Raw genomic sequence first — 16,124 nt, forward strand, 5'->3', positions numbered from 1 at the left:
GTTCAATTTCATCGCTAAAAGGATTTTGATCATGACTGCGCAACAACAAGTCTTGCCACCACCGGTGCTTCCAGACGCCAGCAATGGTGTGCTTTACGTTGATAACTTAAAGGACCCAGTGCGGGGTGACGTGCCCCCATACGCTAACGCTACTGTGGGTGACAGAGTCGAATTGACGGTAAAGACCTCTACCAATAACCAGTGGCATGGGTCGTTCGTACTGACGGCAAGCTCGCTTGGGAAACCAGTCGTATTCGGTATTCTGAAAGAAACATTTGCGAAGGGGTTGATCGCAGGTGCCAGCGCCACACTGTATTACACCATTACCCACGCATTCAGTAATCCGATTGTCTCCCCGCCTCTGACTGTCTATCTCAAACCGTAAGCAGTAATCAACGCTGCGCCTGCGCCTCTTCATGGGCCTGGCGCAGCCGCTCGCGGCTATTCGTCAGGTGCAACCGCATAGCCGCCCGCGCCGCATCGGAATCCTGGCGGGCGATAGCATCATAAATCTCTTCATGCTCACGGCTCAGGCGACTCATGTAGTGCTGCTGGTCGTCGTGGGCCAGGCGCGCGGAGTTCAGGCGCGTGCGCGGAATGATGCTGGTGCCCAGGTGGGTCATGATGTCGGTGAAGTAGCGGTTGCCGGTGGACAACGCGATTTCGAGATGGAAGGCAAAGTCCGAAGCCACGGCATCACTGGCGTGGGCGGCGCTTTCGTTCAGTGCATCGAGAGCGGCGCGCATCGCGGCCAATTGCTCAGCACTGCGTCGTTGCGCGGCAAGGCCGGCGGATTCCACTTCCAGGCTGATGCGCAATTCCAGAATCGCCAATACGTCGCGCAAGGTCACTACGGTGGCCGGGTCGATACGGAAACCGCTCGGGCTCGGCGTGTCGAGCACGAAGGTGCCGATGCCGTGACGGGTTTCAACTTGCCCGGCGGCCTGCAAACGGGAAATCGCTTCGCGCACCACGGTGCGGCTGACGCCATGGGCATCCATGATCGCCGACTCGGTGGGCAATTTGTCGCCACGTTTGAGATGACCGTCGCGGATCTGCTCGGACAGCACCGTCACCAGTTCCTGAGCGAGGCTGCGGCGCTTGCGAGGGAGGCGAGGTGCGTCGATCGGGTTTTCCATGGTGAACGTCTGTCTCGAAAAAAAGCGGCTGAAACCGCATCATAGCTCAACACGGTTGTACGATCACCACCGCCTCTGTTGGAGCGAGGCTTGCCCGCGAAGAACGATAACGCGGTTCTGCAGGTGAACCGCGTCGAGGCCATCGCGGGCAAGCCCGCTCCCACAGGTCAAGTGGTGTTTATGCGGTCACCGTCTGGTCCACCAGATGGCCATTCTCGATCCGCACATGCCGTGGATGGAAACGCTTCAGGCTGCTGCGATGCCCGACGCTGACGATGCTCAGCCCCGGCAATTCATCGATCAACGCCTGATACAGCGACGCTTCATCCTCTTCATCCATGGCCGAAGTCGCTTCGTCCATGTACAGCCATTGCGGCGCATAAAGCAGCGCGCGGGCAAAGGCCAGACGTTGCTGCTCGCCCGGCGAAAGCATGCGCTGCCAGTGATTAGCCTCATCCAGACGCGAAACCAGGTGCGGCAAGCGGCAGGTTTCCAGCACGTGGACGTAGCGCTCGTGCGGGTAGGTGTCGCCGGGCTGTGGATAACTCAGCGCCTCGCGCAGGGTGCCGATCGGCAGATACGGTTTTTGCGGCAGGAACAGATAACGCCCCGTTGGCAGGCGGATGCTGCCGTGGCCGGCCGGCCAAAGGTGCCCCATCGCCCGCAGCAACGTCGATTTGCCGCTGCCGGAACGACCGCTGAGCATGACGCGCTCGCCCTCCTCCACCGTCATGTCGGCGTTGGTCAGCAGGTGACGACCGTCAGCGAGGTCAAGGCCAAGGTTATGCACCTTCAACGCCGAGCCCTGATTCTGCACGTCGATGGCCGGTGCGCGTTCTTCGTTGTCGGTCATGGCCTGACGGAAACTCAGCAGACGATCACAAGTGGCACGCCACTCGGCGAGGTCCTGGTACGCGCTGATGAACCAGCTGAAGTTCTCCTGGACGTTGCCGAACGCGGAGTTGATTTGCATCAGTTCACCGAGCTCGATCTTGCCGGCGAAGTAACGCGGCGCCGCGACCATGAACGGAAAGATGATTGCGATCTGGGCATAACCGGAGGTGAAGAAGGTCAGGCGCTTGGACACCTTCATGATGTCCCAGAAGTTGTGCCAGACCAGCCCGAAACGGCTGCTCAAGCGACGATTCTCGTTGGGCTCGCCGTTGTACAGCGCAATGCTTTCGGCATTTTCGCGGACCCGCACCATGGAGAAACGCAAATCGGCTTCGAAACGTTGCTGGTTATTGTTGAGGCCGATCAAGCGACGACCGATCACATGCGTCAGCCAGCTGCCGACGGCGGCATAAACCAGCGCGCACCAGAACATGTAGCCAGGGATCGTGAAGCCAAACACTTCGATGCTGCCCGACACGCCCCACAAAATGATCGAGAACGACACCAGGCTGACGATGTTACGGATCAAACCCAGGCCCAGGCCCAAGGTGTTGGTGGTGAATTTATTAAGGTCTTCGGAAATCCGCTGGTCCGGGTTATCGGTGTAACCGCCCTGCTCCAGCTGGTAGTAATTTTTGTTGCCGAGCCAGCGGGCGAAATGCTTTTCGGTGAGCCAGGCTCGCCAGCGAATGGTCAGCATTTGAGTCAGGTAGAGCCTGTACACCGCGCCGAGAATCGCCACGGCGGCGATGCCGCAGAAATACAGGATCAACTGCCAGAACGCCGCTTCGTCTTTCTTCTGCAGGGCGTTGTAGAAATCCTTGTACCAACTGTTGATCCACACCGAGATCGCCACGCTGAACAATGACAGCGCGATCACCGCGATCAGCAATGTCCAGGCCTTGCCCTTCTCTTCGCTGCGCCAGTAAGGCGTGGTCATCGCCCAGACTTTGCGAAAAAACTGCCCGCGCACAGCATCGTTGACCGCGGAATATTCAGCGTTCTGATTCATGGATAAGGCTCGATAAAGAAAAGAACACACACGAGCCGATCATAAATGATCGGCCCGGCTTGTAACGAGGTGTGACAACAATTGTTCAGCGCCGGTTCAGCGACGGACCGGACGCTTTTGCAGTTTGCGCTGCAGCGTGCGGCGGTGCATGCCCAAGGCGCGGGCAGTGGCGGAGATGTTGCCTTCGTGCTCGGTCAGTACGCGCTGGATGTGCTCCCACTGCAGGCGGTCCACGGACATCGGGTTTTCCGGCACCAGCGTGTCGAGGTCGGCGTGCTCGGAGAGTAACGCGGCCAACACGTCATCGGCGTCCGCCGGTTTGCACAGGTAATTGCAGGCGCCGCGCTTGATCGCCTCGACGGCGGTGGCAATGCTCGAATAACCGGTAAGGATCACCACGCGCATTTCCGGGTCGAGTTCGAGCAGTTTCGGCAGCAACACCAGGCCCGAGTCGCCGTCCATTTTCAGATCAAGGGCGGCGTAATCCGGGATGTCGGCCTGGGCGATGGTCAGGCCTTCTTCGGCGGAACCAGCTGTGCTGACGCGAAAACCGCGGCGGGCCATGGCGCGGGCCATCACGCGGGTAAAGGTTGCGTCGTCGTCTACCAGCAGCAAATGCGGCAGTTCTTCGCCTTCGACTTGGATCTCGTCACTCATGTTCGTCTCCTCGGGCGACACGGGGCAGGCGCAGCTCGGTAAGCGTGCCACCTTCCTCATGACTGTAGAGTTTCACTGAGCCGCCGGCGCGTGTCACGCTGGCCTTGCTCAAAAACAGGCCCAGGCCGAAACCTTTGCCCTTGGTGGTAAAAAACGGTTTGCCAATCTGCTCGGCAATGGCCAGAGGCACACCGGCGCCATGGTCGCGAATGCTGATGGTCAAATCCTCGGCATTCCAGTCCAGGGTCACTTGCAAGCCTTCGGGGCATGCATCGGCGGCGTTGTTCAGCAAATTTAGCAGGGCTTGGGTCAGATCCGGCGGCGGCGCCATGCGCGGCACGGTCCCCTGGCCCAGGCGCTGGAAGCGGTAACTGGCTTCCGGGCGCATCAGGTGCCAGCGGTTCAGGGCTTCGTCGAGCCAGTCGGTGACGTCCTGCATCTCCACCGCCAGACGACGATTGGCTTCCGCCGCCCGAACCAACTGCTGCAAGGTCTCTTTGCAGAGTTTGACCTGATCCTGCAGCACGCTCAAATCGTCCTGCAACAGCGGGTCTGGATGGTCCTGACGCATTTCCTTGAGCAACACGCTCATGGTCGCCAGCGGCGTGCCCAGTTCATGGGCGGCGCCGGCAGCCTGGGTCGCGACGGCCAGCAATTGCTGATCGCGCAGGCCTTCTTCGCGACGAATGGCACGCAGTTCTTCCTGACGACGCAACTCCTCAGCCATACGGGCGGCGAAGAACGTGATCACCGCTGCCGCCAGGGCGAAGCTCAGCCACATCCCGTAGATCTGCAGGTTCTCCCGGGCGATCGGGAACGTTTCCAGCGGGTAGAACCGCGCCAGCAGTAACGTATAAAGCGCCAACGCGATACCCGACAGAATCACCGAATAGCGCCACGGCAGCGTCACGGCGGCAATGGTCAGCGGCACCAGGTAATAAGAGACGAACGGATTGGTCGAGCCGCCGGAGAAGTACAGCAAGGCACTGTGGATAAACAGGTCGCAGGCCAGTTGCACGGCGTATTCGAGCTCGGTCACCGGCCACGATGTACGCAGGCGAATCGCGGTCAGCGCGCAGAGCACCATGGAAAAACCGAGGGTGATCGCCAATTGCAGCCAAGGCAACGGCAGCAGGTCGAACCAGTAGGCCAGGCCTACGGAACCGGCCTGAGCGGCCAGCACCAACGTGCGGATGAACGTGAGCCGCCAGAGGTTCTGGCGAGTGGCGGAAGTGATTTGAACGGGGGCGAGCATGAGCTCTCCTGATGAGCGCTCCAGGCGGATCGCACGGAGTATAACCAAGCCGCGGGCCTGAGAGGCGAAAGTGCGGCAAACGACCACATGGCGGAAAGGATTGTGGCGTCTATAAGGCCGCCATCGCGGGCAAGCCACGCTCCCACATTGGAATGCGTTCCCTGTGGGAGCGTGGCTTGCCCGCGATTGACCGCGCAGCGGTCACCTGTGGTCGATCTGTATAGAAGTTGTAACTGTGCGAACCGGACTATTGAAGCTAGAGTCTGATGGTTTCACGCAGGTTCGGACCTCAACCCCTGCGCATCGTCCAAGGAGCTTTTCATGCACACATTGCGCCGCAGCGCCGCCCTTCTTGCCTTAAGCGTTGGCACCGTCGCCAGCCTCCCGGCCCTGGCCGTCGACGAATTGCATTACAACCAGATTTCCCTGCGCGCCGAAGTCAGCCAGGAAGTGGCCCGCGACCTGATGATCGTGACCCTCTACACTGAAGAGCAAAACACCGACCCGGCCAAACTCGCCGCCGACGTCAGCACCACCATGAACAAAGCACTGGCCCAGGCTAAAGAAGTCAAAGACATCACCCTGCGCCAGGGCAGCCGCAACAGCTACCCGATCTACGACACCAAAGGCCAGAAAATCACCGGCTGGCGTGAACGCGCCGAACTGCGCCTGGAAAGCTCGGACTTCGCCGCCCTGTCCAAACTCACCGGCGAACTGCTCACCGACCTGAAAATGGGCGGCATGGACTTCGCCATCGCCACCCCAACCCGCAAAGCCAGCGAAGACGCCCTGCTCAAAGAAGCCGTGACCGCCTTCAAGTCTCGCGCCCAACTGGCCACCGACGCCCTGGGCGGCAAGAGCTACAAAATCGTCAACCTGAACCTCAACAGCAACGGTTATCCACAACCGTACATGCGCGGGCCGATGATGATGAAAGCTGCCGGCATGGACTCTGCGCCGGTGACGCCCGAGGTTGAAGCGGGTACCAGCCAGGTCAGCATGACGGCGGATGGGGCGATTGAAGTGTTGATGCCTTGATGCGATAACCCGGGCACGAAAACGGCGAACACCAAAGTGATCGCCGTTTTTTTGTGCCAGAAGAATCTGGTTGTGACAGTCAGCTTTGTGGTGAAAGCCGGCCGCCATCGCAGGCAAGCCAGCTCCCACAAGGTCATGCGCCATTTCAAGATCTATGCAGAGCCTGTGGGAGCTGGCTTGCCTGCGATGAACGATGACGCGGTGATTCAGGATTAAGACTGCGGATCAACCCGATCCAACGCCCGATTCACCGCCAACTCCGCCAGCATGATGATCTGTTGAATTGCCAACACTGTATTGCGCTGCGGGCCGATCAGGTGGGTAGCGAAATCGCTGGCCAGAACACTGGCCGAAGCCAATGACTCACAAGCTTGAGCCAGAAGACTTTCAGTATCGCTGTCCGGGGAAACCAGGAACATCGTGCTGGGGCGACGTGGTTTTGCGGCGTAAGGTTTGGGCGGATCGAGGTAGTAGTCGAGGGCGCGTTTTATGGCTTCGCGGTCTTTGAGTAATTCTTCGGTGCGAGAAGCTTCGGCGTTTGGGTTGGTTTTGTTGAAGTTCGAATCGGAATCATCGTTGTCCATTTGCAGCTCCTAATCACAATTGGAGCCATCACTTGCCATTTTGGTCGTGAGGGCTTTCGCCCTACTGATTTCAGGTTTCCACTCCTGGTTGCTGATTTCGCAGCGACAGCCAAAGGTTAGAGAGGCCACTTCCGACCGACAACCTGAAAGATGCGTGGGAAAGTTCTACACCCCAGCACCACGCTTAAACACGCAGTCGTTAACCATTGCCTCCTTATGTAGATCAGCCTCCTTATCTGTACAGATAATAAAGTATTTTTAAATAAGGAAACGATAAAAAACCCTTGTTTATCTGCACAGATAAACTATCGTGAATCCCTAATGACCAGCCTTTTTTCTGGAAGCCCCATGCCTCGAAGCCTTTCGAACCCTGCGCAAAAATCATTGTTCGACGCTTTCCTCGCCACACTGCTGGAAGCCACGGGTGGTTCAGTTGAGCAAATAACGTATGAGGTTCCAATCGGCGATAGCGCAGTTGATGTTGTTATAGACTTCGTCACTCCAGACGGCAGATGGACCGTACCCGTCGAATTAATGCGAGAAGCATACCCCCGCGATGTCAGGAGGGTTGTCTGGTCGCTGGATGGATACCGTGCGCGATATGAAGGCGCAGCCCCCATCGTGCCGATGGTCGTAGCTGACCGACTGAGCCAAGGGGCTCGCGAAGAATTGAAGGTTCGCAATATTGGATATTACGACTCCAGTGGTTCGATGTACCTTCGCCAAAAGCGCTGGCTGATCAACATAGAGAGAGCTCATACCGCAGCGAAGAAGCAACATACCGTCCAGCTTTTTACGGGATCACGCGAAAAGGTTGTGCATGCGCTCCTCCAGACCGACGGAAATTGGTTCACTGGCGATGAGCTTGCATTGACATCCGAAACATCGGCTTTCACGGTTTCTGGCGTGCTTCACGAACTGGAGCGGCGCGAATGGATTGTCGAGTCGGAGGGCCGCGGTCGATACAAGCGAAGAAGGCTCGCCAAACCTGGTTTGCTTCTCGACGCTTGGGCAGAGGCCTGGCAAAAAAAGAAGCAACTCCGTAGCTATTGGTATCTATTCTGCTCAAACCCCAAAGAGCTTTTGACCAAAGTCGCGTGGAAAACCATAGACGCCAATATCGAACCTGGTTGGGCATTTACTGGTTCGGTTGCGGCAAATTTTGTGTCCCCTCTGCTGACCAGTGTTGAGATAGCCGAAGTTGCCGTATCGCCTGAATTACTGGAAATCTTCTCAAACACCCTCGGATTAAAGCCCGCTGAGAAGGGTTACAACGTAGTGCTTATCGAACGTACTGGCGCCGGCCTGTTGTTTCGCAAGGAGCATGAAGGCGCATGGTTCTCCAGCAATTTCATTCAATATCTTGACCTGCTTGACGGACGAGGGCGAAACGCCGAGCTCGCAGCACAATTTCGACGAGACATTTTGGAGATCTGATGATGACCCATCCGCCTAAACCGCAGACAGCTTCGGGCTATTCTACGGATCACACCTTGGACTGTGAGCGCGTTCTCGTAACGCTTCTAAACGCATTCGGAACATTGAAAGATACACTTCGACTCGTCGGAGGACTCGTGCCACGTTACCTGACACCCGAGGCCCTTCCAGATGTCCCTGCTCACTTCGGTACCTCAGATGTCGATGTTGTACTCAACCTACAGGTAATTGCCGAGGGAGAAGGCTACGACTCGCTCTCCGACCAGTTGACCGCTCGGGGCTTCGAACGCTTTGTCGAAGCCAACCAATGGGAATCGGCATGGCGCTGGAAATGGCAGATTTCTGAGCATGCCTACGTATTGGTCGAGTTCCTGCAGGGTGCCTTAGGTAAAAAACCAGGCAGTCAAATCCCCATCGATGGTGAGAAGGTCGCTGCACTCGCAATCCCGCACGCCGAAATAACTCACAACTGGTATTGCGAAAGGCAGATTACGGCGGATCTTTTCGACGGTCGCGGGATTGCCGTTGAGGTTATTCGGTTCGCGGACGTTGTTGCCTTCATCATTTTGAAGGCACTTGCCTTCGATAATCGTAACCAGCCAAAAGATGCGGCAGATCTGATCCATGTGATGCGATATGCAGGGACCGTTAACGAGGTAGCGGCACTATTCCTGAATAGAATAAAGAGTGGCGAGCATCCCGAGGCTATCAAGGCCGGCCTCGATGCCTTACAGCGCAAATTTGCTGAGGGCAACGGCGAGGTCGAAGGTTACCGACTCACGGGGCCGGTACTGTACGGTCAGTTCTTGCATGGCCTTGGAGACGACGCTTCTGACGAGCGTATCCGAGACCAGCGCTTCGCCACCGGACTGGTCACTGAAGTCTTGAGCCTGATACGACAAGGCAACTCCTGAGCATCGGCAGTACGCGTTTCAACGCCGGAGCGGCTCATGTCGATTCAGTCAAATAACATTGGTCGGTCGGCTGTCTGGCCAATTATGCCGAGATAGAGGGGTCCTCCTCAAAAAAACGATATTTCCGCCCTCCCCGCCAACAACGCTACTCTCAGGAAAACACCGCCGCCAAGCCCTCGGGGACTCCATGGAAAGAACCACCGTCAAACCACTTCTACTCGCCCTTACCCTCGCCACAATCGCCACCACCGCCCCACTCGCCCAAGCCGCCACCACCCTGGTCTACTGCTCCGAAGCCAGCCCCGCCGGCTTCGACCCCAGCCAATACACCAGCGGCACCGACTTCGACGCCTCCGCCGAAACCGTCTTCAACCGCCTCACCCAATTCAAACGCGGCGGCACCGAAGTCGAGCCCGGATTAGCGACCAGTTGGGATGTGAGCAAGGACGGCCTCAGCTACACCTTCCACCTGCGCGACGGCGTGAAATTCCACACCACCGACTACTTCACCCCGACCCGCGACTTCAACGCCGACGACGTGTTGTTCACCTTCCAGCGCCTGCTGGACCCGGACAATGCGTTCCGTAAAGCCTACCCCGCCGAGTCGCCGTACTTCACCGACATGGGCCTGAACACCACGATCAAAAGCATCGACAAACTCGACGACCACACCGTGCGCTTCAGCCTGAACAACATCGACGCCGCGTTCGTGCAGAACCTCGCCATGAGCTTCGCCTCGGTGCAATCCGCCGAATACGCCGCGCAATTGTTGAAAGAAGGCAAAGCCGCCGACCTCAACCAGAAACCGGTCGGCACCGGCCCCTTCGTGTTCAAGCGCTATCAAAAGGACTCGCAGATCCGCTACGCCGCCAACAAGGCCTACTGGAAACCCGAGGACGTGAAACTCGACAACCTGATTTTCTCGATCACACCCGACGCCGCCGTGCGCTTGCAGAAGCTCAAGGCCGGCGAGTGTCAGGTCAGCGGCTACCCGCGCCCGGCAGACATCGAAGTGATGGAGAAAGACCCCAACCTGCGGGTACTCAAACAAGCCGGTTTCAACCTCGGCTTCCTCGCCTACAACGTGACCCATCCGCCGCTGGACCAGCTCAAGGTCCGTCAGGCCCTGGACATGGCTATCGACAAACCGGCGATCATCAAAGCGGTCTACCAGAGTGCCGGGCAACTGGCGCAGAACGCCCTGCCGCCGGCGCAATGGTCCTATGACCCGAGTATCAAAGACGCACCGCACGACCCGACCAAAGCCCGCGCGCTACTAAAAGAAGCAGGGGTTGCGCCCGGTACTACTATCGATTTGTGGGCCATGACCGTGCAGCGTGCCTCCAACCCCAACGCGCGGATGTCGGCACAGATGATCCAGCAGGATTGGGAGAAAGTCGGCATCAAGGCCAACATCGTCAGTTACGAATGGGGCGAGTACATCAAGCGCGCCAAGAACGGCGAACACGACGCCATGATTTACGGCTGGACCGGCGACAACGGTGACCCGGACAACTGGCTCGGCGTGCTCTATAGCTGCGCCGCGGTGAAAGGCAGCAACTACGCCAAGTGGTGCGACCCCGCCTACGACAAGCTGGTGCAGCAAGCCAAGGTGTCCACGGACAAACAGCAGCGGGTCAACCTGTACCAACAGGCACAGCAAATCCTTAAGCAACAAGTGCCGATTACACCGATTGCGAATTCGACGGTGTTCCAGCCACTGCGCAAGGAAGTTACCGACTTCAAGATCAGCCCTTTCGGCCTTACCCCCTTCTATGGAGTGGGTATAAATAAGTAACACCAGGCTCCAACCGGGTGCGCCAAACGCCCCGGTTGCCCCTTGTCGGTGCGCGATTTGCACCGTAAAAAACCTGCGCAAACGGTCAAATACCTCAGTATTTATACATATGCGACATTAAGGTACGTTCGTTCCACTGTTTAAGGTTTGGAGCCATTCAGGATCTTGCATTGGGTATGGCCCCTGCATAAGTATCCGCAGGTCGACTCACGAGGTCGTCCTCTAATTCCAAAAATGACAACAAATCATGAGGCCACCATGCTTAAACACGCGGTCATTCCGTTTTTAGTCGGCGCAAGCTTATTAGCCAGCGCACCTTTCGCCCAAGCGGCGACTAACCTGGTGTTTTGCTCCGAAGGGAGCCCGGCCGGTTTCGATCCTGGTCAGTACACCACCGGAACCGACTTCGACGCCTCTGCAGAAACCATGTTCAACCGCCTGACCCAGTTCGAGCGCGGCGGCACCGCCGTTATTCCTGGCCTGGCGACCAAGTGGGACATTTCCGATGACGGCCTGACTTACACCTTCCACCTGCGTGAAGGCGTCAAGTTCCACACCACCCCGTACTTCAAGCCGACTCGTGAGTTCAACGCCGACGACGTACTGTTCACCTTCAATCGCATGATTAACAAGGATGACCCGTTCCGTAAGGCGTACCCGACCGAATTCCCGTACTTCACCGACATGGGGATGGACACCAACATCACCAAGATCGATAAAGTCGACGACCACACCGTCAAGTTCACCCTCAAAGAAGTTGATGCTGCGTTCATTCAGAACATGGCCATGAGTTTCGCCTCGGTCCAGTCTGCCGAGTACGCTGCCCAGCTACTCAAAGAAGGCAAAGCCGCCGACATCAACCAGAAGCCGGTCGGCACTGGTCCGTTCGTGTTCAAGAGCTACCAGAAAGACTCCAACATCCGCTACACCGGGAACAAGGACTACTGGAAGCCTGACGACGTGAAGATCGACAACTTGATCTTCGCCATCACCACCGACCCGTCGGTGCGTATTCAGAAGCTGAAGAAGAACGAGTGCCAGATCACTCTGTTCCCACGTCCAGCCGACTTGAAGGCGCTGAAGGAAGACAAGACCCTGAAAGTGCCTGACCAGGCCGGTTTCAACCTGGGTTACATCGCCTATAACGTGATGGACAAAATCAAGGGCAGTGATCAGCCAAACCCGATGGCCCAGTTGAAAGTGCGTCAGGCACTGGACATGGCTGTCAACAAGCAACAGATCATCGACTCGGTTTACCAGGGCGCCGGCCAACTGGCTGTCAACGCCATGCCACCGACCCAATGGTCTTATGACACCACCATCAAGGATGCCCCGTACAACCCTGAGAAAGCCAAAGCGCTGCTCAAGGAAGCCGGCATCAAGGAAGGCACCGAGATCAACCTGTGGGCGATGCCGGTGCAGCGTCCTTACAACCCGAACGCCAAGCTGATGGCGGAAATGCTGCAGTCCGACTGGGCCAAGATCGGTATCAAAGCCAAGATCGTGACCTATGAGTGGGGCGAGTACATCAAGCGCTCCAAAGGCGGCGAAAACGGCGCGATGCTGATTGGCTGGAGCGGCGACAACGGTGACCCGGACAACTGGCTGAACGTACTGTTCGGCTGCGACTCTCTACAGGGCAACAACTTCTCCAAGTGGTGCGACAAGAAATTCGACGGCATCGTTAAAGAAGCCAAGCGCACTACAGATCAGGCCAAGCGCACCGAACTGTACAAACAGGCGCAACACGTCCTCAAAGACGCCGTTCCAATGACACCTATCGCTCACTCGACGGTGTTCCAACCCATGCGCGACAACGTGCAGGACTTCAAGATCAGCCCGTTTGGCTTGAACTCCTTCTACGGCGTCAGCGTCAGCAAATAAGGTTTGGCAACGGCGACGTTCTTCACGTCGCCGTTGCTTTATCTACCGAGAAAGTAGGAATTCACTGACAGCCAAATCCACTGCGCACCACAGCAGAGGCTTAGGACGCGTCGCCTTTTCCTACGAGTCTTTCAGACTCTACACATTTACTGCCAGACCCACGGCTCATACCGTCGGGATCTGACCAGTTCATGCGTGGGCTCTCGGTTTGCTGCATGCAATGGTTTGAGAGCAATGAAGCCCCACGTCCCCGGACGGGACAACGGCTCATTGCACAACACTAAAAAGAGGGAGCGTCATGCGCCATACCTTGGTTTTATCCGCATTGCTGGGCACCGGCCTGTTGGCCGTCACTTCCATTAGCCAGGCCGCCAATAACAGCCTGGTGTTCTGCTCCGAAGGCAGCCCGGCGGGCTTCGACACCGCGCAATACACCACGGCGACCGATAACGACGCCGCCGAGCCGCTGTACAACCGATTGGCAGAGTTTGAAAAAGGCGCTACCAACGTCGTACCGGGCTTGGCAACGAGCTGGGATATTTCCGAGGACGGCCTCAAGTACACCTTTCACCTGCGCGAAGGGGTGAAATTTCACACGACCAAATACTTCACACCGACCCGCGATTTCAACGCCGATGACGTGCTGTTCACGTTCAATCGCATGCTCGATCCGCAGCAACCCTTCCGAAAGGCTTATCCAACCGAGTTCCCGTATTTCAACGGGATGAGCCTGAACAAGAACATCGCCAAGGTCGAGAAGACCGGGCCGCTGACCGTGGTGATGACGCTCAACAGCGTCGACGCCGCGTTCATCCAGAACATCGCCATGAGTTTCGCCGCGATCCTTTCTGCCGAATACGCCGACCAGTTGCTGGCCTCCGGCAAGCCGAGCGACATCAACCAGAAGCCGATCGGCACTGGCCCGTTCGTGTTCAAGAGCTACCAGAAAGATTCCAACATCCGTTACAGCGGCAACAAGCAGTACTGGGACCCGAGCCGGGTCAAGCTCGACAACCTGATTTTCGCCATCAACACCGACGCCTCGGTGCGCGTGCAGAAGCTCAAGGCCAACGAATGCCAGATCACCCTGCACCCGCGCCCGGCCGACGTGACCGCGCTGAAAAACGATCCGAAACTGCAACTGATCGAGAAGCCTGGCTTCAACCTTGGTTACATCGCCTATAACGTGCGGCACAAACCGTTCGATCAGCTCGAAGTGCGCCAGGCGCTGGACATGGCGGTGAACAAGCAAGGCATTCTCAACGCCGTCTATCAAGGCGCCGGCCAACTGGCGGTCAACGCCATGCCACCGACCCAATGGTCCTACGACGAGACGATTAAAGACGCCGCCTACAACCCGGAAAAAGCCAAGGAACTACTCAAGGCTGCCGGCGTGAAGGAAGGCACTGAAATCACTCTCTGGGCCATGCCGGTTCAGCGTCCGTATAACCCCAACGCCAAGCTGATGGCCGAAATGCTCCAGGCGGATTGGGCGAAGATCGGCCTCAAGGTCAAGATCGTCAGCTACGAATGGGGCGAGTACATCAAGCGCACCAAGAACGGCGAGCACGACATCAGTCTGATCGGCTGGACCGGTGACAATGGTGACCCGGACAACTGGCTCGGCACGCTTTACAGCTGCGATGCCATTGGCGGTAACAACTACTCCATGTGGTGTGATCCGGCGTACGACAAGCTGATCAAGCAGGCCAAGGTCGTGACTGACCGTGACCAGCGCACCGTGCTCTACAAACAGGCGCAACAGTACCTCAAGCAGCAGGTGCCGATCACGCCGGTCGCCCACTCGACGGTTAACCAGCCGTTGAGCGCCAAAGTCGAAGGATTCAAGGTGAGTCCTTTCGGTCGTAACGTGTTCTCGGGCGTCAGTATCGACCAATAACCGATTAGCCAGAACGCTGGGGGCGGATTCCGCCCTCATGCAAGCGTATTGCCGTAATTCGCCAATCTGGCCTATAGCAAACGTTTGCGATGCCTGCATGAGTTCTAAACCAAATAGCCGGATCACCAAAAAAGACCGGCATTAAAAAAAAGAAAGTAAGGAGCTTCACCCATGAAACTGAGCAGCACCGCGTTATTGGCCTTGGCCATCAGCAGCGTGACCGCCACGGCTTACGCTGAATCCCAGAGTCAGGCTTTCACCCCGGTTACGGTCAACACCAAAAGCGCTCAAGCCGAAGCAACCGGCTTTGTCGAAGGCCAATCGGTCACCGGCAGCACGCGTAACTGGTACGCCAACGAACAACTGAAACGTGGCGCCAAGTTCAGCTACAAGAAAGACGGTGTATCGACCCCGACTGATCGTCGTATCAACTGGGTTCAGGGCACCATCCTCAAGTACAACTCCGGCTTCACTGAAGGCACCGTAGGTTTCAGCACCGAAGTGGCGGCCTACAACGCCATCGCTCTGGATCGTGATCGCAAGGATCTGGCGTCCAACAACGGCGGCGCACCGGGTACCCGTCCTGGCGCGGGCAACAACCGTACCCTGACCGAAGAAGGTGGCGACGCCGTCGGCCAGTGGAGCAAACTGGGCCTGGCCAACGTCAAGGCCCGTGTGTCCAACACCACCCTGACCGCTGGCCGCCAGAACTTCAGCAGCCCGATGGTCGATGTCATCGGTAACCGTGCGCTGCCTTCGAGCTTCCAAGGTGTGGCCATCCACAGCGAAGAGCTGAACAACCTGGCTTTCGACCTGGCCACCTTCGATCGCAACTCTCCGCGTACCGAAGAAAGCCAGCGTAGATTCCGTACCGAATACGCCAACGGCATCGTTGAAACCGATCACGTCTACACGGGCGGTATCACCTACACCCCATTCGCCAGCCTGACCACCAGCCTCTGGGCGACCCAGGCCGAAGACATCTGGAACCAGTACTACTTCGGCGCCAGTCATGTGCTGGGCGACAGCCAGGTCCTGAGCCTGACCACCGGCCTGAACTACTACAAAACCCAGGAAGAAGGTAAAGCCCTCATAGGCAAAATCGACAACGACACCTACTCCCTGTCGTTCGGCCTGACCCACCAGGCTCATAGCCTGACCTTCTCCTACCAGGAAGTGAACGGTAACGAGTACTTCGACTACCTGCACGAAACGAACGGCATCTACCTGGCCAACTCCCTGCTGTCGGACTTCAACGGCCCGAACGAGAAGTCCTTCCAGATTGCCTACGGTCTGAACATGGCCGAATACGGCGTGCCTGGCCTGAAATTCAACATCTACCAGGCTCGCGGCTGGGGCATCGACGGCACTCACTACACCGGCAACGGCGGCGTGGCGGACAAGGGTTACGACGGTATCCAGAGCCAGGATGGCGAACACCACTATGAATACGGCATCGGTGCTTCGTACGCCGTGCAGAGCGGTCCACTCAAGGCCACCGCTATCCGCGCGACCTACACCGCTCACCGCGCCAGCGAAAACCAGGCGGATGGCAGCATCAACGAGTTCCGTCTCGTGACCACCATCCCGTTCAACATTTTGTAAAACGTAT

Annotated in this window: 13 protein-coding genes; 8 read left to right on the plus strand and 5 right to left on the minus strand. The window is 57.6% G+C overall.

Features of this window, described 5'->3' with window-relative positions:
* Positions 1–31: 31 nt before the first annotated feature.
* The gene (locus tag JFU11_RS20450) at positions 32–385 is read left to right on the plus strand and encodes a hypothetical protein (RefSeq protein WP_201061949.1); all 354 of its coding nucleotides are present in this window, start codon (positions 32–34) and stop codon (positions 383–385) included.
* A 7-nt stretch (positions 386–392) separates the two neighbouring features.
* On the opposite strand, the gene JFU11_RS20455 is transcribed toward JFU11_RS20450, so the two are convergent.
* From JFU11_RS20455 to JFU11_RS20470, 4 genes are all read right to left on the minus strand, one after another.
* Positions 393–1,139 carry a FadR/GntR family transcriptional regulator gene (locus tag JFU11_RS20455; protein WP_123721278.1) on the minus strand — a complete coding sequence of 249 codons (747 nt, stop codon included), beginning with the start codon at positions 1,137–1,139 and terminating at the stop codon, positions 393–395.
* A gap of 178 nt (positions 1,140–1,317) precedes the next feature.
* Positions 1,318–3,045, minus strand: a complete 1,728-nt coding sequence (locus tag JFU11_RS20460; protein ID WP_123721280.1) for an ABC transporter ATP-binding protein/permease — start codon at positions 3,043–3,045, stop codon at positions 1,318–1,320.
* A gap of 96 nt (positions 3,046–3,141) precedes the next feature.
* Complete coding sequence (locus JFU11_RS20465; RefSeq protein WP_007901386.1) at positions 3,142–3,702, minus strand: response regulator transcription factor; 561 nt, start codon at positions 3,700–3,702, stop codon at positions 3,142–3,144.
* Positions 3,695–4,957: an ATP-binding protein gene (locus JFU11_RS20470; protein ID WP_007901384.1), complete on the minus strand. Its 1,263-nt coding sequence runs from the start codon at positions 4,955–4,957 to the stop codon at positions 3,695–3,697. Before JFU11_RS20470 ends, JFU11_RS20465 begins: the two co-directional genes overlap by 8 nt.
* Before the next feature lie 321 nt (positions 4,958–5,278).
* Here JFU11_RS20470 and JFU11_RS20475 point away from each other — a divergent pair, with 321 nt between their 5' ends.
* On the plus strand, positions 5,279–5,995 hold the full coding sequence (locus tag JFU11_RS20475; RefSeq protein WP_201061950.1) for an SIMPL domain-containing protein: 717 nt from the start codon (positions 5,279–5,281) through the stop codon (positions 5,993–5,995).
* A gap of 212 nt (positions 5,996–6,207) precedes the next feature.
* Here JFU11_RS20475 and JFU11_RS20480 read toward each other — a convergent pair whose 3' ends face one another.
* Positions 6,208–6,579: a DUF6124 family protein gene (locus JFU11_RS20480; protein WP_201061952.1), complete on the minus strand. Its 372-nt coding sequence runs from the start codon at positions 6,577–6,579 to the stop codon at positions 6,208–6,210.
* A 348-nt stretch (positions 6,580–6,927) separates the two neighbouring features.
* Here JFU11_RS20480 and JFU11_RS20485 point away from each other — a divergent pair, with 348 nt between their 5' ends.
* The 6 genes from JFU11_RS20485 to JFU11_RS20510 all read left to right on the plus strand — a co-directional run bounded on the left by JFU11_RS20485 (position 6,928) and on the right by JFU11_RS20510 (position 16,117).
* Positions 6,928–8,016, plus strand: a complete 1,089-nt coding sequence (locus JFU11_RS20485; RefSeq protein ID WP_201061954.1) for a hypothetical protein — start codon at positions 6,928–6,930, stop codon at positions 8,014–8,016.
* Between the two features lie 137 nt (positions 8,017–8,153).
* Positions 8,154–8,930, plus strand: coding sequence for a hypothetical protein (locus JFU11_RS20490; RefSeq protein ID WP_201061956.1), 777 nt, complete (start codon positions 8,154–8,156; stop codon positions 8,928–8,930).
* Between the two features lie 187 nt (positions 8,931–9,117).
* Positions 9,118–10,728, plus strand: a complete 1,611-nt coding sequence (locus tag JFU11_RS20495) for an ABC transporter substrate-binding protein (protein ID WP_123721284.1) — start codon at positions 9,118–9,120, stop codon at positions 10,726–10,728.
* A 258-nt stretch (positions 10,729–10,986) separates the two neighbouring features.
* A complete protein-coding gene (locus JFU11_RS20500; RefSeq protein ID WP_123721285.1) occupies positions 10,987–12,612 on the plus strand; it encodes an ABC transporter substrate-binding protein in 1,626 nt (541 codons plus the stop codon).
* Between the two features lie 298 nt (positions 12,613–12,910).
* Complete coding sequence (locus JFU11_RS20505) at positions 12,911–14,512, plus strand: ABC transporter substrate-binding protein (RefSeq protein ID WP_123721286.1); 1,602 nt, start codon at positions 12,911–12,913, stop codon at positions 14,510–14,512.
* Positions 14,513–14,683: 171 nt separating this feature from the next.
* Entirely contained in the window at positions 14,684–16,117 is a 1,434-nt protein-coding gene (locus tag JFU11_RS20510) for an OprD family porin (RefSeq protein WP_201061958.1), read from the plus strand.
* Positions 16,118–16,124 lie beyond the last annotated feature (7 nt).

The organism is Pseudomonas sp. TH37, assembly GCF_016650735.1.
In the GTDB taxonomy this organism is placed as follows: domain Bacteria; phylum Pseudomonadota; class Gammaproteobacteria; order Pseudomonadales; family Pseudomonadaceae; genus Aquipseudomonas; species Aquipseudomonas farris.